Source organism: Streptomyces flaveolus (assembly GCF_044765825.1).
Classification (GTDB): Bacteria; Actinomycetota; Actinomycetes; order Streptomycetales; family Streptomycetaceae; genus Streptomyces; species Streptomyces flaveolus.
In genome coordinates this window covers 511,758-537,888 of the sequence record NZ_JBIWKU010000005.1, presented here as the reverse complement: position 1 = coordinate 537,888, position 26,131 = coordinate 511,758, and the positions used below count along the sequence as shown (strand labels likewise).

The window sequence follows — 26,131 nt, the reverse complement described above, 5'->3', positions numbered from 1 at the left end:
GGGCCGGGACCGGGGAGGGCGGGGTGAGCGGGGACATGCGCAGGCCACAGCGCTGGTGGCGGGGGAAGAGCACGCCGGCGAAGGTGGAGACGTACACACGGTGGTCGTTCCACTTCTTCGGGCTCATCGAGGTCCTCGCGCTGGGGGTGCCGAACTTCCGCGAGGTCGGGCCGCGGCTCGCGACCGTGCTGTGCCTGCTGATCGTCGTGCACGCCGCGCTCTGCATGCTGGTCGCGTCGCGGGCCCTGGACTGGACGCGCGGCCGGCGTGCGCAGCCCGTCCGGCTGCTGTGGGCGCTCGCCGCGCTCACCGCGACGATCGCCGTCGGCGCGATCGCTCTCGCCGAGCGCGGACCGGGCGGCCCGGACGTGGACTCCGCGGCGTGGGGGATCTTCGGGGGTGTGCTGTGCTTCGGCGCCGGCATGATCACGCTCGGCGTGCACAACCGGCGCCGGGTGGTCGCCGTCGTCAGCGGCTTCGCGTTCGGTGCCGGCGTCGTGTCCTTCCCGCTGGGCATGCCGAGCCTCGCCTCCCTCATGGTGGCCTGCATCGTGCTGCTGGGCGGCGGGTTCCTCGCCTTCACCTCGATCTTCTCGGTCTGGCTGCTCAACGCGGTCTACACGCTCGACGAGGCCAAGGAGACGCGGGCCCGGCTCGCCGTCGCCGAGGAACGGCTGCGGTTCGGCCGCGACCTGCACGACGTGATGGGACGGAACCTGGCCGTGATCGCGCTCAAGAGCGAGCTGGCCGTACAGCTCTCCCGGCGCGGACGGCCCGATGCGGTGGAGCAGATGATCGAGGTGCAGCGCATCGCGCAGGAGTCGCAGCGGGAGGTCCGCGACGTCGTCCGCGGCTACCGGGAGGCCGACCTGGAGGCCGAACTCGCCGGTGCCCGGGGCGTGCTGGGCGCGGCCGGGATCGACTGCGAGGTGCGCGGCGACACGGCCGGGCTGCCCGCCGGGGTGCAGTCGGCGCTCGGCTGGGTGGTGCGGGAGGCGACCACGAACGTGCTGCGGCACGGGGACGCGGGGACATGTGCCGTGGTGGTGCGGCTGTCGGAGGGGCGGGTGGTGCTGACGGTGGAGAACGACGGGGTGCCGGAGGCGGCCGGGGCGGGTTCCCCCCGTGCCCCGGGCGGCGCTGCCGGCTCCGGGCTCGCCGGGCTGCGGGAGCGGCTGTCCGCCGTGGACGGCACGCTCGAGGCCGGGCCCGCCGGCAACGGCGTGTTCCGGCTCACGGCCGAGGTGCCGCTGCCCCTGGCCGCCGGCACCGTGCTGGAGGTCGCGTCGTGACGGCTCCCGTGCGCGTTCTGCTCGCCGACGACGAACACCTGATCCGTGGCGCGCTGGCCGCCCTGCTCTCCCTGGAGGACGACCTCATGGTGGTCGCCGAGGCGGCCACCGGCCCGGAGGCCCTGGCGATGGCACGGGCGCACGCACCGGACGTGGCCGTACTGGATCTCCAGATGCCCGGTGCGGACGGTGTGAAGGTCGCCACATCGCTGCGCACCGAGCTGCCCGGCTGCAGGGTGCTGATCGTGACCAGTCACGGGCGGCCCGGGCATCTGAAGCGAGCGCTCGCGGCGGGTGTGCGCGGGTTCGTCCCCAAGACGGTCAGCGCCCAGCGGCTCGCCGAGCTGATCCGCACCGTCCATGCCGGACACCGCTACGTCGACCCGGAGTTGGCCGCGGACGCGATCTCCGCCGGTGACTCGCCGCTGACCGCGCGGGAGGCCGAGGTGCTGGAGCACGCGGCCGACGGGGCGCCCGTCGCGGAGATCGCCGAGCGGGCCGCGCTCGCCGAGGGGACCGTGCGGAACTACCTGTCGTCGGCCGCCACGAAGCTCGGTGCGGAGAACCGGCACGCGGCAGTGCGGCTCGCACGGGAGCGGGGTTGGGTATAGTGGCTCACGCACCACGGGGAAGCCCGCGGCGCAGGCGAACGTAGCTCAGTTGGTAGAGCGCAACCTTGCCAAGGTTGAGGTCGCGAGTTCGAACCTCGTCGTTCGCTCCACATGAGGAAGCCCCCGGTCCAGGCCGGGGGCTTCTTCGTGTCTCCGCGTCCTACCAGCGCACGCCCGTCAGGCGCTCGTAGGCCTCGACGTACTTGGCGCGGGTCGCGTCCACGACCTGCTGCGGCAGCGCCGGCGGGGGCTGCTCGCTCTTCCGGTCCCAGCCGGACTCCGCCGAGGTCAGCCAGTCCCGCACGAACTGCTTGTCGTACGACGCCTGCGCGCGGCCCGGCTGCCACTGGTCGGCGGGCCAGAAGCGGGAGGAGTCCGGGGTGAGGACCTCGTCGGCGAGGATGAGCTCGTCGCCCTCGAAGCCGAACTCGAACTTGGTGTCGGCCAGGATGATCCCGCGCTCGCGGGCGATGTCCCGGGCGCGGGAGTAGACGGCCAGGGTGGCCTGGCGCAGGCGGGCCGCGGTGTCCGCGCCGGTCTGGCGGGCGACCTCCTCGTAGGAGACGTTCTCGTCGTGCTCGCCGACCTCGGCCTTGGTGGCCGGGGTGAAGATCGGGGCGGGCAGCTCCGAGCCGTCGACGAGGCCCTCGGGGAGGGCGAGGCCGCAGACGGTACGGGTCTCGTTGTACTCGGCCAGGCCCGAGCCGGTGAGGTAGCCGCGGGCCACGCACTCCACGGGGACCATCCGCAGCGACTTGCAGACCAGGGTGCGGCCCCGCCAGTCGGCGGGGGCGCCCTCGGGCAGCGCGGTGCTCAGGACGTGGCCCGGGACCAGGTCGGCGAGCTGGTCGAACCACCACAGGGAGAGCTGGGTGAGCACCCGGCCCTTGTCGGGGATCTCGGTGGGCAGCACCCAGTCGTAGGCGGACATGCGGTCGCTGGCGACCATCACGAGGTCGCCCGCCTCGTTCTGGTACAGGTCGCGCACCTTGCCGGTGTGCAGATGCACCAGACCCGGAACCTCAATCGGCTCGGGCTTTTCGACGAATCCGGACACGGTTCCTCCCCGTGGTTCTGTCCAAGTACGTCGATTCTCCCGTACGCGGCGATCGATCTCCGTGCGGGGTGGCCGCGGACGGGGTCAGTCGCGTTTGCAGATGCGGTCCAGGAGGTTGGCGGTGGCCCGCTGGACACGCGGGTCGACGTGGCCGGGGCGGTCCAGGGCCGGGGACCAGGCGAACGTCCCGGCCGCGAAGACCCAGGCGCCGGACGGAGCCCGGTACAGGGACGTCTCCTGGTGGCGCCGGGCGCCGTGGACATCGGTGTACGGGGAGTGGGCGAGCAGGATGCGCTCGTCGTGCTCGGGGAGCGGGGCGCGCGGGAAGTAGCGGTCGGCCTCGCCGGCGACCAGGTCCTCGATCTCGTCGCCCTCCTGGGCGCCGGTGGCCTCCCAGAGCCAGTGGCCGGCGTTGCGGACGATCATCGGGTGCGGCTCGGGCACGCGCCCGGCGTACTGGATGCCGAGCAGCTGCTGCTCGGCGCGGTCGATCTCCCGCCACAGCACGGGCCGGCCGGGTCCCTGGCGTTTGCGGCAGGTCAGCAGGCGGTCGGGGACGCCGGAGGGGGAGGGGGCCAGCTCCACCTGCCAGTACATGGTGTTGGCGGAGAGGAAGACGAGGGACGTGCCGTGCTCGCGGGCCACCTCGGTGGTGCGGCGCATGGCCGCGGACCAGTACTCGTCGTGGCCGGGGAAGACCAGGCCCCGGTAGCGGGTCGGGTCGACGCGGCCGGAGTGCAGGTCGCGGGCGTCGGCGTAGGCGATGTCGTAGCCGTAGCGCTCGGCGAAGCGGATGAAGTCGTAGGCGTGGCCGACGTGCAGGGGCAGGCCGGCGCCCGCGTAGGGGCGGTCGAAGGAGACGGTCGTCGCGGCGTCCGCCTCGCCGAGCAGCCGGCCCTCCTCGTCCCAGGCGTGGTAGAGGCTGGCGCCGGTACGGCCGTCCTCCGGGTAGAGGTTGTACGCCTGCCAGGTGATGTCCGGCAGGAGCAGCAGGAGGTCGGCCGGGTGGTCGTCGCGGACCGTGAAGGGGACGTGGGAGCGGTAGCCGTCGGCGGTGGTGAGGACGGCGACGTACGCGCCGATGTTCCAGTACGACGGGATCTGCAGCCGCCAGGACAGCCACCAGTGGTGGCAGGAGACCGTGCGGTCGGCGGTGAGCGGCGGGGGCTGGACGATGCCGGACAGGCGGGGACTGGTGGTGATCTTGGCGGCGCCGTCCCCGCCGTAGTGGCCGATCCGGTAGACGTCGACGCTGAACTCCTGCGGCGGGTCGACGGTGATGTGGAAGTCGATGGCCTCGCCGGGGGCGGCGGCTCCGGTGGCGGTGAAGCCCTTGATCTGGCGGCGGACGTCGTCGGCGGCGCGGGGACCGCCGGTGGTGGAGCGCCGCTCGGGGCCCCGCCGGCCCGCCCCGGTCCGCGATCCGGTCCCGGCCGGGCCCAGGTCGGGGTCCGGGTCCACGTACCAGGGAACGACCTGACCGGTGTCGCCGAAGTAGGTCTCACCGCCGCGCAGCCAGGGGACGGGTCCCTGGCCGAAGGGATCCGTGACGGCGTGCGCGAGTGCTCCCGACTCCCAGCGGCGGATGTGCTCGGACCCCATGGGACTGCCCCCTCCCTCGTGCCCCCGTGGTCGTGCGTATGACGAACGCTCTTGCCATGTGCGCGATCGGTCCCAGCACATCACATTTAGCGCGCGTGCTGTCACTGTTCGTTGCGAAGTGACCGAAAGTGGAGTTCAAGGGTCCGGTTCCAGGGAGTCGCGGCCTCAGACCAGGCGTACCGGCTTCTCCGCGCGTATGCCGAGCTCGGTCAGCCAGGCGCGCAGGGGGGCCGGGTCGCCGGTCTCGACGAGGCTGCGGACGCGGGGGGCCAGGTCGGCGGCGCGGACGCCGTTGACCAGGAGGGACGGGCCGTCGAGCCAGTCCAGACCGGGCGCGGCTCCGGCGGTGTCCATCGCGGCGCAGCACACCATCGCCGTGATGTGGTCGGTGAGGACCTCGCGGCCGGTGCGCGGGGGCTGGAGCGGGAGGAGGGGCAGCGCGCGGTCGTCCCAGAGGGCGCTGTCGGGGCCTGCCTGTCCCGTGGCCGCTCCGGACGCGGGGGACGGGGTCCCGGCCCCCTCGCGGGCCAGCTGCGCGCTGAGCCCGGCGGCCAGCGCGGCGCCCCGGGGAGTGGTGTCGGCGAGGTCGTCATCGTCGTCGCCGGGGGTGGCGGTGCCGGATGCCGGGGTGCCGGGGGCGGGGGCTTGGTGGGGGTCGGCGGGGGGTGCGGAATCCTGGACGTCCGACACGGTGCCGGTGCCGGTGCCTTTGCCGGTCTCCGTCCGGGCTTCCGTCTCCGCCTCGGGTTGGGCTCCTGCGTCCGCCTCGGGCCGGGTGCCGGTCTCGGCCTCGTGTCCGTCACGGTCTGCCGACGGGCCGGGCGTCATCGCGGCGGGGCTGTCCGTGAGGTGCTCCAGGACGCGGGCCAGGGTGGGACCGTCGGCGCCCGGGACGGCGTCCTCGGCGGTGCGGCGGACGCCCAGGGTGTCGAGGACGCGGTGGAGGCGGGCCGCGTCCGCGCGCCAGGTCCGGTCGACGACCTCCTCCGGATACTCGTCCCATCCCACCGGCGCCCAGTCCTGACCGGACTCCGCCGGTCCCCCGTGGAAGAGGCGCGCGGCGAGCAGGGAGACCGACTCATCGATCAGCCCCGGCTCCTCCAGCAGGTCGCAGGCGGGACGCTCGCCCAGGCGTGAGGCGAAGCCCTCGGCCAGGCGGTCGCGGCGGGACAGCTCCGTGAGGGCCGCGACCACGCCCACGTCCAGCCGGGCGGGCCAGCGGCCCATCCGCCAGGCGGGCAGCGCCACCCGGGTCAGCAGCCGGTCCCAGCCCGCGTACGCCAGCCCGACCTGCTCCTGGGCGACGATCCGCAGACCGTAGTCCACGGCCTGGGCGCGCTCGGCGGCCGCCGCCGCGACCCCCCGCTCCATCTCGGCGGCGTGGACGCGGCAGCAGCGCAGCAGCAGCCGGGACACCTGGCCGAGCCCGGCGCACACCCCACGGGACAGCAGGCAGCGGTCCCGTGCCGTGGCCACCGCCACCGCGGCGTCCAGGCCCCGTATGAAGCGCCGGGCGGCGGCTATGTCGGGGTGCGCCGACGGTCCCGTACCGGCGACGACCGGGGCGAGGACCGCGCGCAGCTCGCCCACGCGCATCCACCACAGGAAGGGCGAGCCGATGACGAGGACGGGCGCGGCGGGACCGCGGCGGTGGGCGGGGCCGCCCGAACCGGCCACCTCGTCGTGCCGCTCCTCGGGCGGCGGCCCGTGGGCGGGGTGGGTGCGGTCCTCCAGCCAGCTGTCGCAGTCCGGCGTGAGCGCTATCGCGGACGGGGCGGGCACCTCCAGCCGGTCGGCGAGGTCGCGCACCATCCGGTAGAGGTCCGGCGCCGACTCCTCGGCGACCGGGACCGTCGGGGTCATGGCGGGCCGGGCGCGGGCGACGACCAGGGCGACCCCCGCGGCGGCCGCCAGGACGAGGAGCGCGAGCGCGGACACGGCCCAGCGTGCGGCGTCCCAGCCCGCGCCCACGAGGTGTCCGGTGGAACCGCCCACGAGCAGGATCACGGCGGCGGCAGCGGGCAGCAGAGCGACGGCCAGCGCCCGGCTGCGGATGCGCAGCACGGCCAGCGCCCGGGAGCGCGCGGCCTGCGCGCCCATCTCCACTCCACCGATACCGGTCATGACCGGACCTCACCCCCTCCTTGCTGCCCTGGAACCGCGCTCCCGCTGTTGCTCACTCCCCCACTGTGGCACCCGCCACTGACATCGCAATGCCGGTGGGCCAAGTGCCGGAACGCCTGCGCGGCACCCTAGTTGGGGCCTTCGCGCCCGTCAGCCGTATGGCGCATCGGTCACTCGATGGAATGGCTTTGGGGAAAGCTGGATGACGGACAGCAAGGATCAGGCCCCGGCTCCTGAGACGGAGCCGGGGCCTGTCGGATCGGGTGCGGAGCGGGCGCTCTCCGGGGCGGTCAGACCCCCGTCGTGCCCGCCGTCGCCGCGTCCGCCGCGGCCTTCGCCGCGATGTCCGTACGGTGCTGGGAGCCGTCGAGGCCGATGCGGGCGACGGCCCGGTAGGCACGGTCGCGGGCCTCGGTGAGGTGCGCGCCGGTGGCCGTGACGGACAGGACGCGACCGCCGGCGCTGACGACGGCGTCGCCCTCGCGCCTGGTGCCGGCGTGCAGGACGTAGGCGTGCGGGGCGTCCTCGGCGGCCACCTCGTCGAGGCCGGTGATCGGGTCGCCGGTGCGCGGGGTGCCGGGGTAGTTGTGGGACGCGACGACCACGGTGACGGCCGCGTCCTCGCTCCAGCGCAGGGGCTCGAGGTCGGCGAGGTTGCCGGTGGCGGCGGCCATCAGCAGACCGGCGAGCGGGGTCTGGAGGCGGGCCAGCACGACCTGGGTCTCGGGGTCGCCGAAGCGGGCGTTGAACTCGATCACGCGGACGCCGCGCGAGGTGATCGCGAGACCGGCGTACAGCAGGCCGGAGAACGGGGTGCCGCGGCGGCGCATCTCGTCGACGGTCGGCTGGAGCACGCTCTCCACGACCTCGTCGACGAGCTTGGGGTCGGCCCACGGCAGCGGCGAATACGCGCCCATGCCGCCGGTGTTCGGGCCCTCGTCGCCGTCGAGGGCGCGCTTGAAGTCCTGGGCGGGCTGGAGCGGGCGCACGTTCTCGCCGTCGGTGACGGCGAAGAGGGACACCTCGGGGCCGTCGAGGTACTCCTCGATGACCACGCGCTCGCAGGCGTTCGCGTGCGCCCGGGCCGCCTCGATGTCGTCGGTGACGACGACGCCCTTGCCGGCGGCGAGCCCGTCGTCCTTGACGACGTACGGGGCACCGAACGCGCCGAGGGCCGCGTCGACCTCGGCCGGGGTCGTACAGACGTACGAACGGGCTGTGGGCACCCCGGCGCCGGCCATCACATCCTTAGCGAAGGCCTTGGAGCCCTCGAGCCGGGCGGCCTGCCCGGAGGGGCCGAAGACCGGGATGCCCGCCTCGCGCACGGCGTCGGCGACCCCGGCGACGAGGGGCGCCTCGGGCCCGACCACGACCAGGTCGGCGCCGAGCCCGGTGGCCAGCGCCGTCACGGCCGCGCCGTCGAGGGCGTCGACCTGGTGCAGTTCGGCGACCTCGGCGATACCGGCGTTGCCGGGTGCGCAGTGCAGCGCGGTGACGTCGGGGTCGAGGGACAGGGAACGGCACAGGGCGTGTTCGCGGGCGCCGCCGCCGATGACAAGGACCTTCACGGGGGCCAGCCTAATGGGAACGGGCTCGGCCGGTTTGTGCGGGCTTCCGAGAGGGCGGGACGAGAGCGCTTGTGCGTTCCTCCAGTACCGCCCCGGGCGGGCGGCGCCTACTCGTGCGCGATCTCCTCGACCACCGTCGCCCCCAGCTCCCGTACGAGCAGGTCCTTGCCGGAGAGGGCCGATTCGTCGAGGTCGGGGTCGTCGTCCTCCGGGATGTCGTCCTCCGGGGAGACCGGGGGCGGCGGCTCGGGGGCCGCGGGCCGGGGAGCGGGGTCGGCCGCCGGGGCGGACGCCTGCGCCGACGGGCCGTGCGCGGGGGGCCCCGCGGACGGACCGGCGCCCTGGGACGACGGGCCCGCGGGTGCCGGCGCCGCCGGACGCTGGGCGGGCGCGCCGCCGGCCGGCCCCCCGTAGCCACCGCCACCGGAGCCGCCGAAGCCACCGCCGCCGTAGCCGCCGGGCGGGCCGGCGGAGGGCGGGGGCGCCGAGCCGCCGGAGGGGTCGACGACCGCGTCGACCTTCCACTGCACGTTGAACTGCTCGGCGAGGGCCTGCCGCAGCACGTCCTCGCTGCCGCTGCTCAGGAAGTTGTCGCGGGCTCCGGCGTTGACGAAGCCGATCTGGAGGGTCGTGCCGTCGAAGCCGGTCACCTGGGCGTTCTGGCTGAGCAGGATCCAGGTGAACCGGCGGCGGTTCTTGACCGCCTCCAGGATGTTGGGCCAGAGCGAGCGCGGGTCGGGCCCGCCGCTCGGGGCCGGCGCCGGGGCGGCGGGCGGCACGGCGGCGGCCGGCGCGGGGGCCGGGGCGGACGCGGGCGGAGCCTGGGCCGGGGCGGCCGGTGCCTGGGGCTGTCCGCCGCCCGTCGGTGCCGCCGTGGGCCATCCTCCGGGACGCCGCCCGCCGCCCGCGGGGGCCGCGGTGGGCCAGGCGCCGGGCGCGGGGGCCGGTGCGGGCGCGGTGGGTGCCGGGGGCTGCCCGCCTCCGCCACCGGCGGCCGGGCCGGGCGCGGGAGCGGGAGCGGGCGCAGGCGTCGGAGCGGGCGCGGGCGTGGGCGCGGGGCCGGCACCCGGCACCGAGGGCGCGCCCTCCCCGGCCGGCGCGCCACCACCGGCGCCCGGCCCCCGGACCGCCGCCCGGGCCGCGGCCGGACCGCCGCCCGGCGGAACCGGCGCGGCGGCCGAAGGGCTCACCGCACCGGCATGCGCCTCGGGCCCGGGCACGTACCCCATGGCGGGCGCCCCGGCGCCCCCCGAGAACTGCACCCCGCGCTCGATCCGGTCCAGCCGGGCCATCACCGACCGCTCGTCGCCGTACGCGGCGGGCAGCAGCACGCGCGCGCAGATCAGCTCCAGCTGGAGACGGGGCGAGTGGGCGCCGCGCATCTCGGTGAGGCCCTCGTTGACGAGGTCGGCGGCGCGGCTCAGCTCGGCCGCGCCGAAGGACCGCGCCTGGGCCTGCATCCGCTCGATGACGTCGGCGGGGGCGTCGATGAGCCCCTTCTCGGCGGCGTCGGGCACGGCGGCGAGGATGACGAGGTCGCGGAGCCGCTCCAGCAGGTCGGTGACGAAGCGCCGCGGGTCGTTGCCGCCCTCGATCACCCGGTCCACGACCTCGAAGGCGGCCGAGCCCTCTCCCGAGGCGAACGCCTCGACGACGGAGTCGAGCAGCGAACCGTCCGTGTAGCCGAGGAGGGCCGTCGTCATGTCGTACGTCACACCGGCGGGTCCGGCGCCCGCGAGGAGCTGGTCCATGACCGACATGGAGTCCCGCACGGAACCGGCACCCGCCCGCACCACCAGCGGCAGCACGCCGTCCTCGACGGGGATGTCCTCCTTGCCGCACACCTCGGCGAGATAGTCGCGCAGGGTGCCGGGCGGCACGAGCCGGAACGGGTAGTGATGGGTCCGCGACCGGATGGTCCCGATGACCTTCTCGGGCTCGGTGGTCGCGAAGATGAACTTCAGATGCTCCGGGGGCTCCTCGACGACCTTCAGCAGGGCGTTGAAGCCCTGCGGGGAGACCATGTGGGCCTCGTCGATGATGTAGATCTTGTACCGGCTGTGGGCGGGCCCGAAGAACGCCTTCTCCCGCAGGTCACGGGCGTCGTCCACACCACCGTGCGAGGCGGCGTCGATCTCGATGACGTCGATCGAACCCGGTCCGTTCCTCGCCAGGTCGCGGCAGGACTGGCACTCGCCGCACGGCGTCGGCGTCGGACCCTGCTCGCAGTTCAGGCACCGCGCCAGGATGCGCGCGCTGGTCGTCTTGCCGCACCCGCGCGGACCGCTGAACAGGTAGGCGTGGTTGACCCGGTTGTTCCGCAGCGCCTGCTGCAGCGGGTCGGTGACATGCCCCTGCCCGATGACCTCGGCAAAGGACTCCGGGCGGTAACGGCGGTAGAGCGCGAGAGACGACACGCATACGAGGTTATAGGCGCCCACCGACAACCGGACCGCCCCGCGAACGCAAGCGCCCCCCACGCACCCGCCAGAGCCGACCTACCCTTGCTGCCTTCCGGCCCTGGGGGAGTTCAGTCAGATAGCGCCGCGTGAGGGGCTGTGCCACACGTTACCCGATCCGGGGCCCCGAGAACGAGTTCGCAAGCACTCTCCGACGTCATGTAATGTTTGCCGCGGAGGATTCGCCTAGAGGCCTAGGGCGCACGCTTGGAAAGCGTGTTGGGGGCAACCCCTCACGAGTTCGAATCTCGTATCCTCCGCCAGTGCCTCACCGGGCACTAACGTCGAAGGGCCCCCTGGAAACAGGGGGCCCTTCGACGTTGTCCGACAGCGTCGCTGCGCCGGCCGTCTCCGTACGTGCCGTACGCCACAGAAGAGAGTTCAGGGCAGGATCCGGATCCGCCTCGTCTCGCTCACCTGGTCCACCTCCGTCACCCGCACCGTCGCCTTCATGGTCCAGGTGCCGGGGAGGGGAAGGGTGAGGGAGTTGGCGCTCCAGTAGCCGCCCCGGTCGACGAGTTCGGCGGCGATCGGGCCGATCTCCCGGTCGGGGAGGGAGAAGGAGAGGCGCAGCTCGGGAACGGCGGCCAGGCTCCCGTCGGGGCCGAAGACGACGGCCTGCACCGCGTTGTCGCCGGTCCGGCCGGGGTCCAGGGTGATCTGGACCGTGCCCCGGCCGCCGGAGGCTCCCGCGTCGAAGGGGATCGTGGTGACGGACGCGGGCAGCACCCCGCCCGCCGGTGCGGAGCGTGCCGCCTCGGTCGCCGCCCGGCCCGGCAGGGTGCTGGTGAGGAGGGTCGTCAGGACGAGAACGACGGCCGCGACCACGGCCTCGGCCAGGACGGAGCGGCGCAGGCCCCGGCGGTGGGCGGTGACGTGCTCGTCCCCGAAGGCCGGCCCGCTGGGCACCGCCCCCGGTCCGGCCGGGGAGGCAGCCGACGGTGGCGTGGGCGAGGCGGTCCGCGGCGAGGCACCCACCGGTACGAGAGCCTCCGTCGCCCGCGCCCGTTCCCCCTCCGGTACGGGAGCCCGCCCCACCAGGGCGCCCGTCCACCGCCGCGACACCGCCGCCACCGCCAGCAGCACGCACACCCCGGCCAGCTTGGCGAGCAGCAGCCGCCCGTACGTCGTCCCGGTGAGCGCCGGCCAGGAGCCGAGGCCGCGCCAGGACTGGTAGACGCCGGTGACGCCCAGGACGGTCACGCAGGCGAGGGCGACGCGGGAGAAGCGGGCGACCGTGGAGGCGTCCGGGGATCCGCGCAGGGTGGTGAGCAGGGCCACGAGGCCGCCGAGCCAGACGGCCGTGGCCAGCAGGTGGAGTACCGACGACGTCACCGCCAGGGGCACCTGGGGGCCGGCGACGGCGTGCTCGGCGGCGGCCCAGGTCAGGGCCAGTCCGACGGCCAGGGCGGCGCCCGCCGCGGTGGTGAGGGGGCCGCGCTCGCGGCGGCGGGACGTCCGGGCGAGGAAGAGCGCCGTCGGCACGAGCAGCGCCAGCCGGGTCAGCAGCAGGACGCCGGGACGGCTCGTCAGGGTGTCGCCGAGGGCGGAGGCGTCCAGGGCCGTCGCGGGGCCGGTCCCCGCCTCGTACGGGGCACGCAGCACCAGCAGCGCCACGGTGGCCGCCAGCAGGGTCCACCAGCCGGCCACCAGGGGCCGGCGCAGCGGGGCGGGCTCCGGCGGGCGGCACAGGGCGACGAAGGCGGCCGTGCCGACGAGCAGGGCGGCGGCCAGGTAGGCGAGGTAGCGGGCGATCCTGTGGAGGACGGCGGTGAAGGGGTCCTCGGTGGGGCCGGCGGCGACCGCGGCGGTCGTCGCGGAGGGCTTGCCGACGGAGAAGGTGAAGGCGCCGGAGACGGGGTGGCTGTCGGCCGACACGACCCGCCAGGCCACGGTGTAGGTGCCCTCACCCAGCGTGCCCGGCAGGGTGACGCGGGCCGTGTCGGAGCGGCCGTCCGCGTGCCCGGCGTCCTCGGTGTGCAGCCGGTGGCCGCCGGGATCGAGGACGCGGAAGGAGTCGTCGCGCAGGCCGACGGACTCGGTGAAGGTCAGAGTGACGGCGCGGGGGGCCCGCTGGAGGACGGTGCCGTCGCCGGGGTCGGTGGAGCGGAGGGCGGCGTGCGCGGACGCCGGTCCCGCGCCGCCGAGGACGAGCAGGACCAGTACGGCCCCCAGCAGCACCAGCCCCCGCAGGGGCCGCCGCCCCCGGGGCATCCGGGAATCCGGGCCCGTACCGCCCGCACCGCCTCGCCTCACGTCACATCTCCGTCGCCGGGTCTCGCCGCTTCGGGGATACGTACGGACGCGGGCGCCGTCGCGCTCACCGCAGGGCCGGGCCCGCCCTCACCACGTCGGGCGTGCCGTGCCCCCGCCGTCCACGACCAGGTCGTGGCCCGCGGTCCAGGACGCCGGCCGCGAGGCGAGGACCACGCACGCGTCGCCCGCCCGGCCACCTCCCGTGCCGCCCGCACGCCCGTACGGCAGTGCACCGCGACCGCCGCGCCCCCCTCGGCGAACCGCGGCGGATGCCCCGGCCGATGCCGCCGCCCGTACCCGTGACCAGGGCGGCCGTACCGTCGAGGAGGTCATGGCCGGGACAGTTCCACGATCCGCGCGGCCTCGGCCGGATAGCGCGCCGTGAGGGCGGACGCGTCGCCGTGCTCGTAGTCCCCGTAGGTGAATCCGGGCGCCATCGTGCAGCCGAACAGCGTCCACGCGCCGCCCGCCGCCACCCGGCCGCCCATCCAGGTCCCGGCGGGGACGGTGAACTGCACGTGCTGCCCGCCCAGGACGTCCGGGCCGAGCACCGCCGTACGCGCGCCGCCGTCCGGGCCGAGGAGCAGCAGTTCCAGCGGATCACCGAGGTAGAAGTGCCAGACCTCGTCGGCGGGCAGGCGGTGCAGGGCGGAGAAGTCGCCCGGGCGGGAGGTCAGCAGGACGACGACGGCGGAGCCCGCGGGGCGTCCGTCCGGGCGCTGCGGACCGGCCCAGGTACGCCGGAACAGGCCGCCCTCGCGCGGGATCGGCTCCAGCCCGTAGTGCGCGACGAGATCCTCAGGGGTCACCGGGGTCACCCCGGGAAGGCTACCTCCCGGCGGAGGAAGGCGAGTTGTGCCGTCTTCTCGGGCAGGTACACGTCCGGCAGGTCGATCTCCGGCAGCACGACCCGAGGTCCGGCGGTGAAGCCCTGCTTGAGGAAGCGGGCGACGGCCTTGTCGTTGCGCACGTCCGGGTCGACCACGATCCGCTTCCGGTCCAGACCCAGCAGGGCGTACGCGACGAGGGCCCCCGACAGCGCGGCGGTCCAGCCGGGCCGCGCGCCGTCCTTCCCGGCGGGGGCGAGCAGCAGGTGGACGCCGATGTCGCCGGGTTCGACGTCGTAGCACTCGCTCACCCGGTCGGCCTCGGGTTCGTAGGTCTGGAACAGGGCGACGGGCTCGCCGTCCTCGACCACCAGGAAGGCGTGGTGGGTGTCGAGGCCGGCCATGTGGGCGTAGATCCCGGCGACCTGATCCCTCGTGAGGCCGTTCATGCCCCAGAACGCGGCCCGCTCCTCGCTCACCCAGCGGTGGATCACCTCGGTGTCCGCGGCGGGGTCGAGGGGCAGGATCCGGACGGTGCCGAAACCGTCGAGCGCCTGCTCGTGGACGGGGGTCCGGAAGAGGTACGGGTCAGACATCGGTCTCCTTCACGAGCCGGTCGAAGTCGGTGACCACCGGGGCGAGTTCCCCGGCGAGCCACAGGGGCTGCTGGTCGCGGTGGTGGGGCGAGCCGGGGACGCCCGAGGCGCCGTGGGGGACCACCCAGCGGCTGTCCTGCCGGTCGGCCAGGTCCCAGACGTACCGGGCGGCGGGGCCGCGTGCGGCGCGGTCGGTGAGGCCGGGGACGGCGGAGGTGCACAGCACGCAGTCGTGGTCGCCGGACAGGCCGGGCTCCTCCCGGGATGTGTCCGGCAGCGCCCGCCAGGGGGCGAGGCGGTGGGTGTCGCCCCAGGTGCCCGAGGGCTCTCGCGCGGCCACCTCCTCCAGGGCCGCGCGGACGGCCCCGGCGCGGTCGATGCCGTACAGGACCTCGGCCCGCAGCAGGTGTTCGAGGGCGTAGGCGACGCGCGGCACGAGCGCCAGCCACGGCAGGAACACCTCGGGGTACGCGGGCGGGACGGCGGCCGCGGCGAGGGCCGGGTGTGCCGCCAGGCGCCGTACGACCGCGCCGCGCACGGCCGCGTAGGCCGCCGCGTCGGTGCTGCCGGCGTCCATGCGGCGGTCCCAGGCGAGCAGGCGGTCGCGCAGGGCGCCGGCCTCGGGGGTGATGTTCTCCAGGGCCGCCAGGTGCTCGAGGAGCGGTGCTGCGGAGGCGAGGTGGGTGTCGGTGTGGATCGCGGGCATGTCGGCGGCCGACCAGCGGTCCTTGGCGGCGAGCAGGGCGGCGATGCGCTCGGCGCGGTGCGGCGGGGCGAACTCGACGCCGAGGGGGCCGGCCGGGCCGCGCTGGTTGGCCATCACGGCGACGCCGTCGGTGAGCCCGGCGCGGGGCGTCTCGTGCCAGCCCCGCCATTCGTGGCCGGGTTCCCACGCGGGCACGGGGCCCAGGCGGTTGGCGGCGGCCCGCACCGGCACCCGGCCCGCGACCCGGTGCAGCAGCCCGCCCCCGGTGTCGGCGGCCTGCACGACGTTGACCGGCTCGGCCCACGCGTCCAGGGCCCGGTCCACGTCGGCGGCCCGGCGGGCCCGCAGCAGCGGCAGCAGGGCGGAGAAGCCCAGGTCGGCGGTGACGCGGGGCGGGTGGCGCAGGCTCAGGGCGAGGGGGGTGCCGTCGTCCAGGCCCTCGGGTCCGCCGGCGATCACCGGGCCCCGGGCGGTCTCGATGACCTCGACCTCGACGCTCTCCTCCCCCGCGACCCGGATCAGCTCGGTGTGCCGGGCCGCCCGGTGCCAGGCGCCGTCCGGGCCGAGCGCCTCGACGCCGGCGCCGGTGCGGCGCAGCCGTTCGCGGTAGAGGTCCTGGTAGTCGGCCATGGCGTTGGTGATGGCCCAGGCGACCGTGCCGGTGTGGCCGAAGTGGGCGATGCCGGGGACGCCGGGCACGGCGAGGCCGACGACGTCGAACTCCGGGCAGGACAGGTGGATCTGCTGGTAGACGCCGGGGTCCTCGATGTAGCGGTGCGGGTCGCCCGCGATGACCGCCTGCCCGGTCACGGTCCGCTCGCCGCTCACCAGCCAGCCGTTGCTGCCCGCGGTGCCGGGCCCGTCGGCGGCGAACAGGGCGACGGCGTCCGGGCCGAGGTGCCCGGTGATGTGCTCACGCCAGAGCTTGGCGGGGAAACCGGCGAAGAGGATGTGCGTGGCCAGCCAGACGGCGAGCGGGGTCCAGGGCTCCCAGCGGCCGGGCGCGAGGCCGGTGCGCGCGAACTCGGGGGCGGACTCGTCCCCTTCGAGCGACTCGTTCACGCCGTCGACGTACGCCCGCACCCACGCGGCCGTCTCCGGGTCCCGTTCCTCCAGGGCCGCGAAGCAGCGGCGGGCGGTGTCGGCGAGCAGGGCCCGGCGGGCGAACCGGTCCCAGGGCAGGGCCTCCGCTCCGAGGAAGGACGCCGAGGTGCCCTGGGCGCGGTGCCGCTCGACCTCGAGCTGCCAGGCCCGGTCCCGGGCGGTCACGCGGCCCTGGGCGCGGGCGAGTGCGTCCGCGCTGTCCGCGCGCAGGTGCGGAATCCCCCAGGCGTCGCGGTATATCTCGGCGCTCACCCCTGTGCCCCTACTTTCCTTTAGGTTAGGCTCACCTAAGTCTTACGTCGTCGCGGAATCGTACGTGAAAGGTGAACAACCGATGGGGCAGGGGCGGGGCTGGGAGGGCGCGGTCCTCAAGCTGATGCGTGCGAAGGACTTCGAGTTCACCGTGACGGACGCCGAGGACGTCACCCCGGACTTCCGGCGGCTGCGCCTGTCCGACGGCGGTCTGCTGGCGGCGACGGGCGTCCACCCCACGATGTGGGTGCGGCTCTGGTTCGACGACGCGGGCAAGCCGCACCAGCGGGCGTACACGCTGGTCGACCCGGACCCGGCGACCGGCACCTTCGGCATGGAGTTCGCCCTGCACGAAGGGTGCGCCAGCGACTGGGCGCGGGCCGCGAAGCCCGGTGACACCATCGAGGCGACGGTCCAGGGCACCGGCTTCCAGCACCCCGACCCGGCGCCCTCCCGCCTCTTCGCCGTCGCCGACCCGGCGTCCCTGCCTGCCCTGAACTCGCTCCTCGACGCGCTGGACACGGTCCCGGCGACCATCTGGTTCGAGGGCGGGACCGAGGGCCTCCCCCTGCGCACCGACCCGGCCCGGCACGAGGTCCGCACGGTCCCGCGCCGCGACGGGGGCGCCCACCTGGTCGCGGAGGTGAAGGAAGCGCTGCCCGGACTGCTCCGCGACACCACCGAGCCGTACGTCTGGATCGCCTGCGACACGGCGACGACCCGGGCCCTGGCCGCCCACGTCCGCAAGGACCTGGGCGTGCCCAAGCAGCGGGTGAACGCGCTGGGGTACTGGCGCGCGGCCTGAGCCCGCACACGCGATCATCAGGACATGGACGTCACTCTTCACCTCGCCCAGGACCCCGAGGCCGACGAACTCCTCGGCCGCAGTCCGCTCGCCGCGCTGGTCGGCATGCTGCTGGACCAGCAAGTCCCCATGGAGTGGGCGTTCAAGGGCCCGTCGACCATCGCCCGGCGCATGAACGCCGAGGACCTGGACGCCCACGACATCGCCGCGTACGACCCCGAGGGATTCGCGGCCCTGCTGTCCGAGAAGCCCGCCGTGCACCGCTACCCCGGCTCCATGGCGGGCCGCATCCAGCAGCTGTGCCGGTACCTCGTCGAGACCTACGACGGTGACGCCGAGGCCGTCTGGCGGGGCGTCGGCACCGGCAAGGAGCTGCTGAAGCGGCTCCAGGAGCTGCCGGGCTTCGGCAGGCAGAAGGCGCAGATCTTCCTGGCGCTGCTGGGCAAGCAGCTCGGCGTCCGGCCCGAGGGCTGGCGGGAGGCGGCGGGCGACTACGGCGAGCCCAAGTCCTTCCGCTCGGTCGCCGACATCACCGGCCCCGAGTCGCTGACCAAGGTCCGCGCGCACAAGCAGGAGATGAAGGCGGCGGCGAAGGCCGCGAAGGCCGCGAAGGCCGCCGGCACGTAGCCGGGGGCCCACGGCCCGGTCCCGGGAGCACGAGGCGGCGCCGCCCGCGCCGGCCCGCGACGTCAGCCCGGTGGACCACTCCAGGTGGCGGCCGGTCCACGGCCGCTCCCAGCATGGACCATGACCGAGCCACCGAACAGCTCCCCCGGGGGCCCGCCGTACGACGACCGCGGGGTCCACGCCCGGCACGGGACGCACACCCGGTCCCCCGGCGGGCACGAGCCCGAGCCGCCCTTCGAAGGGCCCCTGCACCTCCTGTCCCGCACCGCCTGGCAGACGGTCCTGCTCACCGGGATCGCCTCCCTGGTCCTCGGTGTGCTGGTCCTGCTCTGGCCGAGCGCCTCCCTGCGCGTCGCCGGTGTGCTGTTCGGCCTCTACCTCCTCGTCAGCGGCGTCCTGCAACTGGCGTCCGCCTTCGGCACGCACAGCAGGACCTCGCTGCGGATCCTCGCGTTCATCAGCGGGGCCGTGTCGGTCCTGCTGGGCCTGCTCTGCTTCCGCGGCCCGCTCCAGTCCGTCCTGCTGCTCGCGCTGTGGATCGGCATCGGCTGGCTGTTCCGCGGCATCACCCAGACCGTGGCCGCCGCCCACGACCCGGCGATGCCCGCGCGCGGCTGGCACATCTTCCTCGGCATCGTCACGGTGCTCGCCGGCATCGTCCTGATCGACTCGCCCGTCGAGTCCGTCGCCGTCCTCACGGTGCTCGGCGGCTGGTGGCTCGTCGTCGTCGGCGTGGTCGAGATCGTCACGTCCCTGAGCATCCGGAGCCGGGCCCGCAGGGTCCCGCACACGGTGTGAACGGCGCACGCCGCCGTCGCCCGCCCGTAGGCCGAGCGAGCGGTTCCCGCCCGGGGCGTGCTGAACGGGGTACGCCGGGCGGGGACACGATCCGTGTGAGGCCCGCATCGCACACCGCCGCCACGGACCGCGCCGGACGCGCCGGACGCCGCGGCACCTGGGTGCGGGCCCTGGTCCTGCTGCTCGCCCTGCTCGTGCCCTGCGCGCAGGCCCAGGCCCCGGCGGTGCCGCCCCCGGCCGTGGTGGCCGGCGAGAGCGGCGGCCCGAACGGCCCGGCCGCCGAGTACGACCACCTCGACAACGCCCCCAGGGCACCGGCCCGGCTCGCCGGGCGCCCGGCACCGCCCCGGTGGACCCTCCTGCCCGCCACCACCGGGCACGCCCGCCCCGACGGGCACCCGGCACCGCCCGCTCCGCCGCACCCACCGCGCGGCACGCGCTCCGTGGTCCTGCGCTGCTGACCGGACCGGCCACACCGGTCCCCCAGCCCGCCCACAGAACGCGTCATCAGGAGCACAGCCATGCTCAACGACCCCTATGCCGTCCTGCGCGCCCTCCTGCGCGCCGAAGCCGCCCGCCGCACCCCCGCCGAACCGGAGCCCGCGCCGCAGCCCCCGCGCGAACGGCGGCCGCCCGCACGGGACAAGAGGCGTGACTGACCGGGAAATCCACGGTCACCGCACCCGGTGGGACGTCCGCACGGCCGTCCCACCGGGACCCCCTTCCCGTTTGCCCTCGTTTACGGTGTCTTTTCCGGCGCCGCACTGCGCCGCCATGGCTGCGCCCGCGACGCCCGGGCCGGTAGGCTTTCCGTGTGATCTTCAAGCGCATCGGAAACGGCCGGCCGTACCCCGACCACGGCCGGGAGAGCACCCGGCAGTGGGCGGACGTCGCGCCGCGCCCGGTCCGCCTCGATCAGCTCGTGACGACCAAGGGTCAACTGGACCTGGAAACCCTCCTCGCCGAGGACTCCACGTTCTACGGCGACCTCTTCGCGCACGTCGTGAAGTGGCAGGGTGACCTGTACCTGGAGGACGGCCTCCACCGCGCGGTCCGCGCGGCGCTGCAACAGCGTCAGGTACTGCACGCGCGCGTCCTCGAACTCGACTGACCGGACCGCGACGAGGTCCGTACCGGCCTCCGCGACGCCGCGCCTTGACCCTTTCGGGTGGCATTGCGGCGAACCGCGGAACACCGACTGATCATCTAATAGGCATCGCCGCCCGAGCGCATTACGCTGCGCCCATGAGCATGCTGACTCCCCCTGGCATGGGCGGACAGTACAAGATCACGGGGGACAAGTTCCCGCGGATGCGCCCGGCCCGGCGACGCGGCAGGCTCGCGTTCGCCGGCGTCGCCTGCGCCACCGTTCTCGGGGTCCTCGGCTGGGGCACGCTGCAGCTCATCGACGTCTTCACCGGCGGCGACGAGGCGTCGGCGGCCGGTACCGCGGCCTGCAGGGCCACCCCGGCCCGCGCGAGCGCCTCGCCCGCCGCGGTGACCGTACCGAAGCCGGCGCAGGTCACCGTCAACGTCCTGAACGCCACCACCCGCAAGGGCCTCGCGCAGCAGACCGCCGACGAGCTGAAGAAGCGCGGCTTCCGCATCGGCGAGGTGACCAACGCGCCCGCGCAGTTCGACAAGAAGGTCGACGGCTCGGGCGTGCTGCTCGGGCCCGCCGCGGCCCTGAAGGGCTCGCTGCCCGTGCTCGGCACCCAGCTCCCGGCCGCCGAGCGCCGCACCGACGCGGCCCGCAAGGGCGCCACCCTGGACCTGATCATCGGCAACGGCTTCAAGGGGCTGGCGGAGCGGGCGGACGCCGACGCGGCGCTGGCCCGGATGGCCGCGCCGCAGCCGACGTCCGCCGCGGAGAAGAAGGACTGCTGAGCAGCCTCAGGGACACGCCGTGAGCGGCTACTCGGCCGCTCCGTACATCCGGTCGCCCGCGTCGCCGAGGCCCGGCACGATGTAGCCCTGGTCGTTGAGGCGCTCGTCGACCGAGGCCGTCACGACCGTCACCGGAGTGCCGGCCAGCTCGCGCTCCATCACCTCGACGCCCTCGGGGGCCGCGAGCAGCACCACGGCCGTGACGTCGTCGGCGCCGCGCTTGATCAGCTCCTGGATGGCGGCGACCAGCGTGCCGCCGGTGGCCAGCATCGGGTCCAGGACGTACACCTGGCGCCCGGAGAGGTCGTCCGGCATGCGGGTGGCGTACGTGGAGGCCTGCAGCGTCTCCTCGTTGCGCACCATGCCGAGGAAGCCCACCTCGGCGGTCGGCAGCAGCCGGACCATGCCGTCGAGCATGCCGAGACCGGCGCGCAGGATCGGCACCACCAGCGGGCGCGGGTGGGAGAGCTTGACGCCGGTGGTCTGCGTGACCGGCGTCCGGATGTCGACCTGTTCGGTGCGCACGTCGCGCGTGGCCTCGTAGGCGAGCAGGGTGACCAGCTCGTCGGCGAGACGGCGGAAGGTCGCGGAGTCCGTGCGCTGGTCGCGCAGCGTGGTGAGCTTGTGAGCGACCAGGGGGTGGTCGACGACGTGGAGACGCATGTCCACCACAGTAACCGGGCCCGTCGCACCGGCGTCCCCGCGGGCGGGCAGGCCCACGGCAGCCGCTTGGCCCGCTCACGGGAGTCAAACCGTCCGTCCGGGGGAAGGTGGGAGGGACGGACGCTGGGTGGTGAGACTGTGCCTGACCGGGACATTCACGACGCGTCGTCCCCGAGCGAGGAGCCGGGGACGCGTCGGAGGACGGGGACGCAGCGCGGGCCGGGGCCGGAGGTGGAGTCCGAGCGCCGACGGCGCCGGGCCCAGTTCCTGCGCGATCTCGCGGAGGCCCGGGAGCTGCGGGACCGCGTCCAGCCGCGCCGCGCCAAGGCCGCCCGGCTGCGCCACGCGATGCGCATGCGCACGTTCCGCTGGTAGCGCGGGGCCTGTTCCAGAGCCCGTCGGGGGAAGATCGCGCGCCGCGCCGACGGCACGGGAACGGGTGTGCACGGCCCCGGGGAAAAGCCGCGTACGATCCGCGAGTGGCGGCAAGGACTGCGCCGCCGGGTCCGGCTCGGACACACACGCACGGACCCGCGATCAAAACAGCGGGACACAGGGCGCCGAAGATGTCCCCCGAAGGCCTTGTTTCTGCCACGATTCCGAGTGGGTGGGGCTCGGGGGACCGCTTGCCCCGCCCACAACCTCCGCCGGGGGGAACCCCAACCGGCACGCCTACGACCAGTGGGAGAGTCACGGTGTACTTCACCGCACTGCTCGCGCGCACCGAAGACGGGTGGGAAGCGAGCGACACGGAGCTCGACGATGTGGAGACCCTGTCGGATCTGACCGACCTGGCACGGGAAGCCTCTCCCGACGAGGACACGGTGCTCGTGCTGATCGAGCAGGAGGACGCGTGGTTCGGAGTCGTCCGCGTGGACGGCGAGGAGGATCCCCGCATCTACGTCTCGGACGCCGCCGCGGCCGCCCGCAGCAGCTACGGGGAGATCCTGCTCACCGACGAACTGCTCGGCCGGGATCCCGGTGACGACGTCGCCGACCTCGACGCCCTCGACCTCGACGGTACGGAGGACGGTGAGACCGACGACGCAGCCGACGGCGACGACGACGCGGACGCCGGCGAGTCCTCCGTGCCGCACGGCCCGGTCGGCGACGCCGAGGTCCTCGACGACTTCGGCGTGAGCGAGAAGGAGCTGCGGGCGATGTCCGGGGACGCGGTCGGCGAGATCGCCGAGGCGCTGGGCGCCTCCGAGGTGCTGGAGACGGTCCGCTGACCGCACCGATCGACGAGGGCCCGGGGCGGGTGCCGCCGGGCCCGGATCAGGACCCGGCCGTGCCGGACCCGGTACGCGACCGGTGGCGGCCCGCGATGCGGCTCGCCCTGGCCGAGGCCACGCACGCCGCGCGGGGCGGGGACGTTCCCGTCGGCGCCGTCGTGCTGGCCCCGGACGGCAGCACTGTGCTGGCGGCCGGGCACAACGAACGCGAGGCCACCGGCGATCCGACGGCCCACGCGGAGGTGCTGGCGATCCGGCGGGCCGCGGCGCGGCTCGGCGACCGGTGGCGGCTGACCGGCTGCACGCTCGTCGTCACCCTGGAGCCGTGCACGATGTGCGCGGGCGCGCTGGTGCAGTCCCGGGTGGACCGCGTCGTCTACGGCGCCCGCGACGACAAGGCGGGCGCGGCCGGCTCCCTGTGGGACGTCGTCCGCGACCGGCGGCTCAACCACCGGCCCGAGGTGATCGAGGGCGTGCTCGCGGAGGAGTGCGCCCTGCTGCTCACGGACTTCTTCCGCGACCGCTGACACCCGCCGGGGAACCGCCGATACCGATTTCGAACCATGCCGCACTGTGCTGTAAGGTCTCTCTCGGTAGCGTGTCCGAGCGGCCGAAGGAGCTCGCCTCGAAAGCGAGTGTGGCGCAAGTCACCGAGGGTTCAAATCCCTCCGCTACCGCAGCAGAAGGGCCCAGTCCGAGGACTGGGCCCTTCGCCTTTTCCGGGTCGGCGGCTCGCCCCCTCCGGAGCGGCGGCGAGGCCGGTCACCGGATCGAGGCATTGATCGCACACGGGAGCGGACAGTTACACTCACCGCCGGTAGCGCAGAGTCCGAGGAAGTCCCAGGGGGAGGCCGCGGTGGCGGTGAACGCGAAGAAGATCGCCGTCTACGTGCTCGTGGTCTTCGTGCTGTACGTGATCATCACGGACCCGGCCAAGGCCGCCGACTATGTCCAGATCGGGTTCCAGGGCATATCCGACGCCGCGGGAGCCGTCGGGGACTTCATGACCTGGGCCGCCAACGGAGGTAAGTGATGATCCGTCACCTGGTGCTGTTCAAGCTGAACGAGGGCGTCGAGCGTGACGACCCGCGCGTCGTGAAGGGCGTCGAGGCCTTCCGGGCCCTCGGCGACCAGATCGAGGAGCTGCGCTTCTGGGAGTGCGCCTGGAACATCAGCGACCGCCCCATCGCCTACGACTTCGCCATCAACTCCGCCGTGGAGGACACCGACGCCCTGCGGCGTTACGTGGACCACCCGGCGCACCAGGCGGGCGTCGCGCTGTGGCGGGAGTTCGCCACCTGGGTGATCGCCGACTACGAGTTCTGAGGCACCGCGCACCCCCAGCCCCCCGCCGGAAACGTCGGGGGGCTGGTCTGTGTGCGGGGACGGCCGCGTCTCGCATGCCCGAATGCCCTCAACACGGCGTTATGGGGTGCTTGCGCACCGTGCGCATGTCTTGTGATGCTATGACCGCTTTTGACGGAGAGTTGACCTATGAGTTGACGGATCACGAGGTGGAGTTGACCGTGCCGGCCAGTACTGCGCCTCAGGCACCGCCCGCACCCCCCGCACAGGCCCATGAGGCGCCCGAGCGGCCCCCCGCGCCGCAGCGCAGCCGCGGCGCCGACACCCGGGCCCTTACCCAGGTGCTCTTCGGGGAGCTCAAGGGACTCGAGCCGGGTACTCCGGAGCACGACCGCGTACGCGCGGCGCTCATCGAGGCCAACCTCCCGCTGGTCCGCTACGCCGCCGGGCGCTTCCGCTCGCGCAACGAGCCGATGGAGGACGTGGTCCAGGTCGGCACCATCGGGCTCATCAACGCCATCGACCGCTTCGACCCGGACCGCGGGGTGCAGTTCCCGACCTTCGCCATGCCCACGGTGGTCGGCGAGATCAAGCGCTACTTCCGCGACAACGTGCGCACCGTGCACGTACCGCGCCGGCTCCACGAGCTGTGGGTGCAGGTCAACAGCGCGACCGAGGACCTGACGACCGCCTTCGGACGCTCCCCGACCACCGCCGAGATCGCCGAGCGGCTGCGCATCGGCGAGGACGAGGTGCTGTCCTGCATCGAGGCGGGCCGGTCGTACCACGCCACCTCGCTGGAGGCCGCGCAGGAGGGCGACGGGCTGCCCGGGCTGCTCGACCGGCTCGGCTACGAGGACCCCGCGCTGGACGGCGTCGAGCACCGCGACCTCGTCCGTCATCTGCTCGTCCAGCTCCCGGAGCGGGAGCAGCGCATTCTGCTGCTGCGCTACTACAGCAACCTCACCCAGTCGCAGATCAGCGCGGAACTCGGCGTCTCGCAGATGCACGTCTCGCGGCTGCTCGCGCGCAGTTTCCAGCGATTGAGGTCCGCCAACCGGATCGACGCATAACCTGAAGGCGCAACCCGGCGCACATCCGAAAGCATGGCCGAGCAGTCACCGGTGCGAGCGAATCGCTCACCAGGGCCGTTGCGGGCGGATTCCGTCCGACACCCCGTCAGACCCCCTCTTTCCAGGGGGTTTTCGTGTCTCGCATGTCGACATGTCACTACAGCGCGTTGCCGACATGTGACATTCTGCCGGAGACGCGTTTGCCGGGGCTTCGGCGCCGGTATTCAGGTGAAGGCTGCGTTCCCACCGTGGGAGCGTCCGCCGCGACCGTCCCGCGACCCAAAGGGGGTGGCATGTCCGTAGACCAGGGCAGCTCGAAGGTGCTCGCGCTCGCGGAGAGCGAGACCGCGCCCGACGCGCTCCAGGCGCTCGGCTCCATCGATGACGTCCCGACCCTCGACGCCGTGCCGGCTCAGGCCCTCCCGGCAGCCGAAGCCCCCGCCCTGGCGGCCTCGACGAACATCGACACCCGCACCCTGTCCCGCTCCCTGTTCCTGCGGCTCGCCGCACTCGACCAGGACAGCCCGGAGCGCGCGTACGTCCGGGACACCCTGATCGAGCTCAACCTCCCGCTGGTGCGCTACGCCGCCGCGCGCTTCCGCTCCCGCAACGAGCCGATGGAGGACATCGTCCAGGTCGGCACCATCGGCCTGATCAAGGCGATCGACCGCTTCGACTGCGAGCGGGGCGTGGAGTTCCCGACCTTCGCGATGCCGACGGTCGTGGGCGAGATCAAGCGGTTCTTCCGGGACACCTCGTGGTCCGTGCGCGTCCCGCGCCGGCTCCAGGAGCTGCGCCTGGCGCTGACCAAGGCCAGTGACGAGCTCTCCCAGAAGCTGGACCGCTCCCCGACGGTCGGCGAGCTGGCCGCCGTACTGGGCGTGTCCGAGGAGGACGTCGTCGACGGCCTCGCGGTGGGCAACGCCTACACCGCCTCCTCGCTGGACTCCCCCGCCCCGGAGGACGACGGTGGCGAGGGCTCGCTGGCGGACCGGCTCGGTTACGAGGACACGGCGCTGGAGGGCGTGGAGTACCGCGAGTCCCTCAAGCCGCTGCTGGCCAAGCTGCCGCCGCGGGAGCGGCGGATCATCATGCTGCGCTTCTTCGCCAACATGACCCAGTCGCAGATCGGCGAGGAGGTCGGCATCTCGCAGATGCACGTCTCCCGGCTGCTCACCCGCACCCTGTCGCAGCTGCGCGAGGGACTCATCTCGGACTGAGCCCGCCCCGCCCCCGGCACTCCACGACAGCAAGGCGACCGCCGCGGCACCCCCTGGGGGCCGC

General features: G+C 74.2%; 26 protein-coding genes, 3 tRNA genes, 1 other RNA gene and 1 pseudogene. 19 read left to right on the top strand and 12 right to left on the bottom strand.

Features of this window, described 5'->3' with window-relative positions:
• The first annotated feature begins 35 nt into the window (after nt 1-35).
• From ACIRG6_RS18880 to ACIRG6_RS18870, 3 genes are all read left to right on the top strand, one after another.
• Nucleotides 36-1,292, top strand: coding sequence for a sensor histidine kinase (locus ACIRG6_RS18880; protein ID WP_403323615.1), 1,257 nt, complete (start codon nt 36-38; stop codon nt 1,290-1,292).
• The gene (locus ACIRG6_RS18875; protein ID WP_350723738.1) at nt 1,289-1,903 is read left to right on the top strand and encodes a response regulator transcription factor; all 615 of its coding nucleotides are present in this window, start codon (nt 1,289-1,291) and stop codon (nt 1,901-1,903) included. The genes ACIRG6_RS18880 and ACIRG6_RS18875 overlap by 4 nt, the downstream gene beginning before the upstream one ends.
• Nucleotides 1,904-1,937: 34 nt before the next feature.
• Nucleotides 1,938-2,013, top strand: a tRNA-Gly gene (locus tag ACIRG6_RS18870).
• A 50-nt stretch (nt 2,014-2,063) separates the two neighbouring features.
• On the opposite strand, the gene ACIRG6_RS18865 is transcribed toward ACIRG6_RS18870, so the two are convergent.
• The 6 genes from ACIRG6_RS18865 to ffs all read right to left on the bottom strand — a co-directional run bounded on the left by ACIRG6_RS18865 (nt 2,064) and on the right by ffs (nt 10,815).
• Nucleotides 2,064-2,960: a phosphoribosylaminoimidazolesuccinocarboxamide synthase gene (locus ACIRG6_RS18865; RefSeq protein ID WP_364675162.1), complete on the bottom strand. Its 897-nt coding sequence runs from the start codon at nt 2,958-2,960 to the stop codon at nt 2,064-2,066.
• An 84-nt stretch (nt 2,961-3,044) separates the two neighbouring features.
• Nucleotides 3,045-4,562, bottom strand: coding sequence for a N,N-dimethylformamidase beta subunit family domain-containing protein (locus tag ACIRG6_RS18860; protein WP_403323612.1), 1,518 nt, complete (start codon nt 4,560-4,562; stop codon nt 3,045-3,047).
• Between the two features lie 165 nt (nt 4,563-4,727).
• A complete protein-coding gene (locus tag ACIRG6_RS18855) occupies nt 4,728-6,686 on the bottom strand; it encodes a hypothetical protein (protein WP_403323611.1) in 1,959 nt (652 codons plus the stop codon).
• Nucleotides 6,687-6,976: 290 nt separating this feature from the next.
• Nucleotides 6,977-8,254, bottom strand: a complete 1,278-nt coding sequence (purD, locus tag ACIRG6_RS18850) for a phosphoribosylamine--glycine ligase (protein WP_364675167.1) — start codon at nt 8,252-8,254, stop codon at nt 6,977-6,979.
• Between the two features lie 107 nt (nt 8,255-8,361).
• Nucleotides 8,362-10,671, bottom strand: coding sequence for a DNA polymerase III subunit gamma and tau (locus tag ACIRG6_RS18845; protein ID WP_403323610.1), 2,310 nt, complete (start codon nt 10,669-10,671; stop codon nt 8,362-8,364).
• Between the two features lie 45 nt (nt 10,672-10,716).
• Nucleotides 10,717-10,815, bottom strand: an RNA gene (gene ffs / locus ACIRG6_RS18840) — signal recognition particle sRNA small type.
• Nucleotides 10,816-10,888: 73 nt separating this feature from the next.
• Here ffs and ACIRG6_RS18835 point away from each other — a divergent pair.
• Nucleotides 10,889-10,976: transfer RNA gene (locus tag ACIRG6_RS18835), tRNA-Ser, on the top strand.
• Nucleotides 10,977-11,094: 118 nt separating this feature from the next.
• Here ACIRG6_RS18835 and ACIRG6_RS18830 read toward each other — a convergent pair.
• From ACIRG6_RS18830 to ACIRG6_RS18810, 5 genes and pseudogenes are all read right to left on the bottom strand, one after another.
• Complete coding sequence (locus ACIRG6_RS18830) at nt 11,095-12,894, bottom strand: copper resistance CopC/CopD family protein (protein WP_403323676.1); 1,800 nt, start codon at nt 12,892-12,894, stop codon at nt 11,095-11,097.
• A 260-nt stretch (nt 12,895-13,154) separates the two neighbouring features.
• Nucleotides 13,155-13,342: pseudogene (locus ACIRG6_RS18825) on the bottom strand (SDR family NAD(P)-dependent oxidoreductase); the annotation flags it as partial.
• A complete protein-coding gene (locus tag ACIRG6_RS18820; protein WP_318213478.1) occupies nt 13,299-13,778 on the bottom strand; it encodes a cupin domain-containing protein in 480 nt (159 codons plus the stop codon). The pseudogene ACIRG6_RS18825 and the gene ACIRG6_RS18820, both read right to left, overlap by 44 nt.
• 5 nt (nt 13,779-13,783) lie before the next feature.
• Entirely contained in the window at nt 13,784-14,392 is a 609-nt protein-coding gene (locus ACIRG6_RS18815; RefSeq protein WP_403323608.1) for a GNAT family N-acetyltransferase, read from the bottom strand.
• Nucleotides 14,385-16,454 carry a penicillin acylase family protein gene (locus ACIRG6_RS18810; protein ID WP_364675176.1) on the bottom strand — a complete coding sequence of 690 codons (2,070 nt, stop codon included), beginning with the start codon at nt 16,452-16,454 and terminating at the stop codon, nt 14,385-14,387. Before ACIRG6_RS18810 ends, ACIRG6_RS18815 begins: the two co-directional genes overlap by 8 nt.
• Before the next feature lie 82 nt (nt 16,455-16,536).
• Between ACIRG6_RS18810 and ACIRG6_RS18805 the strand changes: the two genes are divergently transcribed.
• From ACIRG6_RS18805 to ACIRG6_RS18775, 7 genes are all read left to right on the top strand, one after another.
• Complete coding sequence (locus ACIRG6_RS18805; RefSeq protein WP_364675179.1) at nt 16,537-17,259, top strand: siderophore-interacting protein; 723 nt, start codon at nt 16,537-16,539, stop codon at nt 17,257-17,259.
• Between the two features lie 24 nt (nt 17,260-17,283).
• On the top strand, nt 17,284-17,886 hold the full coding sequence (locus ACIRG6_RS18800) for an HhH-GPD-type base excision DNA repair protein (protein WP_403323606.1): 603 nt from the start codon (nt 17,284-17,286) through the stop codon (nt 17,884-17,886).
• A 120-nt stretch (nt 17,887-18,006) separates the two neighbouring features.
• On the top strand, nt 18,007-18,684 hold the full coding sequence (locus ACIRG6_RS18795; RefSeq protein ID WP_364675184.1) for an HdeD family acid-resistance protein: 678 nt from the start codon (nt 18,007-18,009) through the stop codon (nt 18,682-18,684).
• 95 nt (nt 18,685-18,779) lie between these two features.
• Nucleotides 18,780-19,145 carry a hypothetical protein gene (locus ACIRG6_RS18790; protein ID WP_403323604.1) on the top strand — a complete coding sequence of 122 codons (366 nt, stop codon included), beginning with the start codon at nt 18,780-18,782 and terminating at the stop codon, nt 19,143-19,145.
• A gap of 60 nt (nt 19,146-19,205) precedes the next feature.
• Nucleotides 19,206-19,343, top strand: a complete 138-nt coding sequence (locus tag ACIRG6_RS18785) for a hypothetical protein (RefSeq protein ID WP_403323602.1) — start codon at nt 19,206-19,208, stop codon at nt 19,341-19,343.
• Between the two features lie 155 nt (nt 19,344-19,498).
• Nucleotides 19,499-19,795, top strand: a complete 297-nt coding sequence (locus tag ACIRG6_RS18780) for a type II toxin-antitoxin system VapB family antitoxin (protein ID WP_003999914.1) — start codon at nt 19,499-19,501, stop codon at nt 19,793-19,795.
• Between the two features lie 158 nt (nt 19,796-19,953).
• The gene (locus tag ACIRG6_RS18775; RefSeq protein ID WP_318216291.1) at nt 19,954-20,571 is read left to right on the top strand and encodes a LytR C-terminal domain-containing protein; all 618 of its coding nucleotides are present in this window, start codon (nt 19,954-19,956) and stop codon (nt 20,569-20,571) included.
• 27 nt (nt 20,572-20,598) lie between these two features.
• Here ACIRG6_RS18775 and upp read toward each other — a convergent pair whose 3' ends face one another.
• Entirely contained in the window at nt 20,599-21,234 is a 636-nt protein-coding gene (upp, locus tag ACIRG6_RS18770) for a uracil phosphoribosyltransferase (protein ID WP_189230280.1), read from the bottom strand.
• Nucleotides 21,235-21,372: 138 nt separating this feature from the next.
• Between upp and ACIRG6_RS18765 the strand changes: the two genes are divergently transcribed.
• The 8 genes from ACIRG6_RS18765 (at nt 21,373) to ACIRG6_RS18730 (ending at nt 26,067) form a co-directional block, all read left to right on the top strand.
• Nucleotides 21,373-21,609 (top strand): hypothetical protein, encoded by a 237-nt coding sequence (locus tag ACIRG6_RS18765; protein WP_364675194.1) that lies wholly within the window; start codon nt 21,373-21,375, stop codon nt 21,607-21,609.
• A 320-nt stretch (nt 21,610-21,929) separates the two neighbouring features.
• Nucleotides 21,930-22,466, top strand: a complete 537-nt coding sequence (locus ACIRG6_RS18760; protein ID WP_318213487.1) for a tRNA adenosine deaminase-associated protein — start codon at nt 21,930-21,932, stop codon at nt 22,464-22,466.
• 95 nt (nt 22,467-22,561) lie between these two features.
• Nucleotides 22,562-22,996 (top strand): tRNA adenosine(34) deaminase TadA, encoded by a 435-nt coding sequence (tadA, locus tag ACIRG6_RS18755; protein WP_350723946.1) that lies wholly within the window; start codon nt 22,562-22,564, stop codon nt 22,994-22,996.
• Nucleotides 22,997-23,061: 65 nt separating this feature from the next.
• Nucleotides 23,062-23,146, top strand: a tRNA-Ser gene (locus tag ACIRG6_RS18750).
• Between the two features lie 179 nt (nt 23,147-23,325).
• A complete protein-coding gene (locus ACIRG6_RS18745) occupies nt 23,326-23,502 on the top strand; it encodes a hypothetical protein (RefSeq protein ID WP_077801305.1) in 177 nt (58 codons plus the stop codon).
• Nucleotides 23,502-23,795 (top strand): Dabb family protein, encoded by a 294-nt coding sequence (locus ACIRG6_RS18740; protein ID WP_239770996.1) that lies wholly within the window; start codon nt 23,502-23,504, stop codon nt 23,793-23,795. The genes ACIRG6_RS18745 and ACIRG6_RS18740 overlap by 1 nt, the downstream gene beginning before the upstream one ends.
• Before the next feature lie 140 nt (nt 23,796-23,935).
• Complete coding sequence (locus ACIRG6_RS18735) at nt 23,936-24,847, top strand: RNA polymerase sigma factor SigF (protein ID WP_364675197.1); 912 nt, start codon at nt 23,936-23,938, stop codon at nt 24,845-24,847.
• Between the two features lie 293 nt (nt 24,848-25,140).
• On the top strand, nt 25,141-26,067 hold the full coding sequence (locus tag ACIRG6_RS18730; protein WP_189230275.1) for an RNA polymerase sigma factor SigF: 927 nt from the start codon (nt 25,141-25,143) through the stop codon (nt 26,065-26,067).
• The last annotated feature ends 64 nt before the right edge of the window (nt 26,068-26,131 follow it).

Bases quoted from the DNA above. Each gene is read 5' to 3' on its own strand.
- upp (WP_189230280.1), bottom strand. From the start codon at position 21,234: ATGCGTCTCCACGTCGTCGACCACCCCCTGGTCGCTCACAAGCTCACC.
- ACIRG6_RS18805 (WP_364675179.1), top strand. From the start codon at position 16,537: ATGGGGCAGGGGCGGGGCTGGGAGGGCGCGGTCCTCAAGCTGATGCGT.
- ACIRG6_RS18815 (WP_403323608.1), bottom strand. From the start codon at position 14,392: ATGTCTGACCCGTACCTCTTCCGGACCCCCGTCCACGAGCAGGCGCTC.
- ACIRG6_RS18740 (WP_239770996.1), top strand. From the start codon at position 23,502: ATGATCCGTCACCTGGTGCTGTTCAAGCTGAACGAGGGCGTCGAGCGT.
- ACIRG6_RS18860 (WP_403323612.1), bottom strand. From the start codon at position 4,562: ATGGGGTCCGAGCACATCCGCCGCTGGGAGTCGGGAGCACTCGCGCAC.
- ACIRG6_RS18775 (WP_318216291.1), top strand. From the start codon at position 19,954: ATGGGCGGACAGTACAAGATCACGGGGGACAAGTTCCCGCGGATGCGC.
- ACIRG6_RS18735 (WP_364675197.1), top strand. From the start codon at position 23,936: ATGACCGCTTTTGACGGAGAGTTGACCTATGAGTTGACGGATCACGAG.
- ACIRG6_RS18785 (WP_403323602.1), top strand. From the start codon at position 19,206: ATGCTCAACGACCCCTATGCCGTCCTGCGCGCCCTCCTGCGCGCCGAA.
- ACIRG6_RS18855 (WP_403323611.1), bottom strand. From the start codon at position 6,686: ATGACCGGTATCGGTGGAGTGGAGATGGGCGCGCAGGCCGCGCGCTCC.
- ACIRG6_RS18795 (WP_364675184.1), top strand. From the start codon at position 18,007: ATGACCGAGCCACCGAACAGCTCCCCCGGGGGCCCGCCGTACGACGAC.
- tadA (WP_350723946.1), top strand. From the start codon at position 22,562: ATGCGGCTCGCCCTGGCCGAGGCCACGCACGCCGCGCGGGGCGGGGAC.
- ACIRG6_RS18730 (WP_189230275.1), top strand. From the start codon at position 25,141: ATGTCCGTAGACCAGGGCAGCTCGAAGGTGCTCGCGCTCGCGGAGAGC.
- ACIRG6_RS18880 (WP_403323615.1), top strand. From the start codon at position 36: ATGCGCAGGCCACAGCGCTGGTGGCGGGGGAAGAGCACGCCGGCGAAG.
- ACIRG6_RS18800 (WP_403323606.1), top strand. From the start codon at position 17,284: ATGGACGTCACTCTTCACCTCGCCCAGGACCCCGAGGCCGACGAACTC.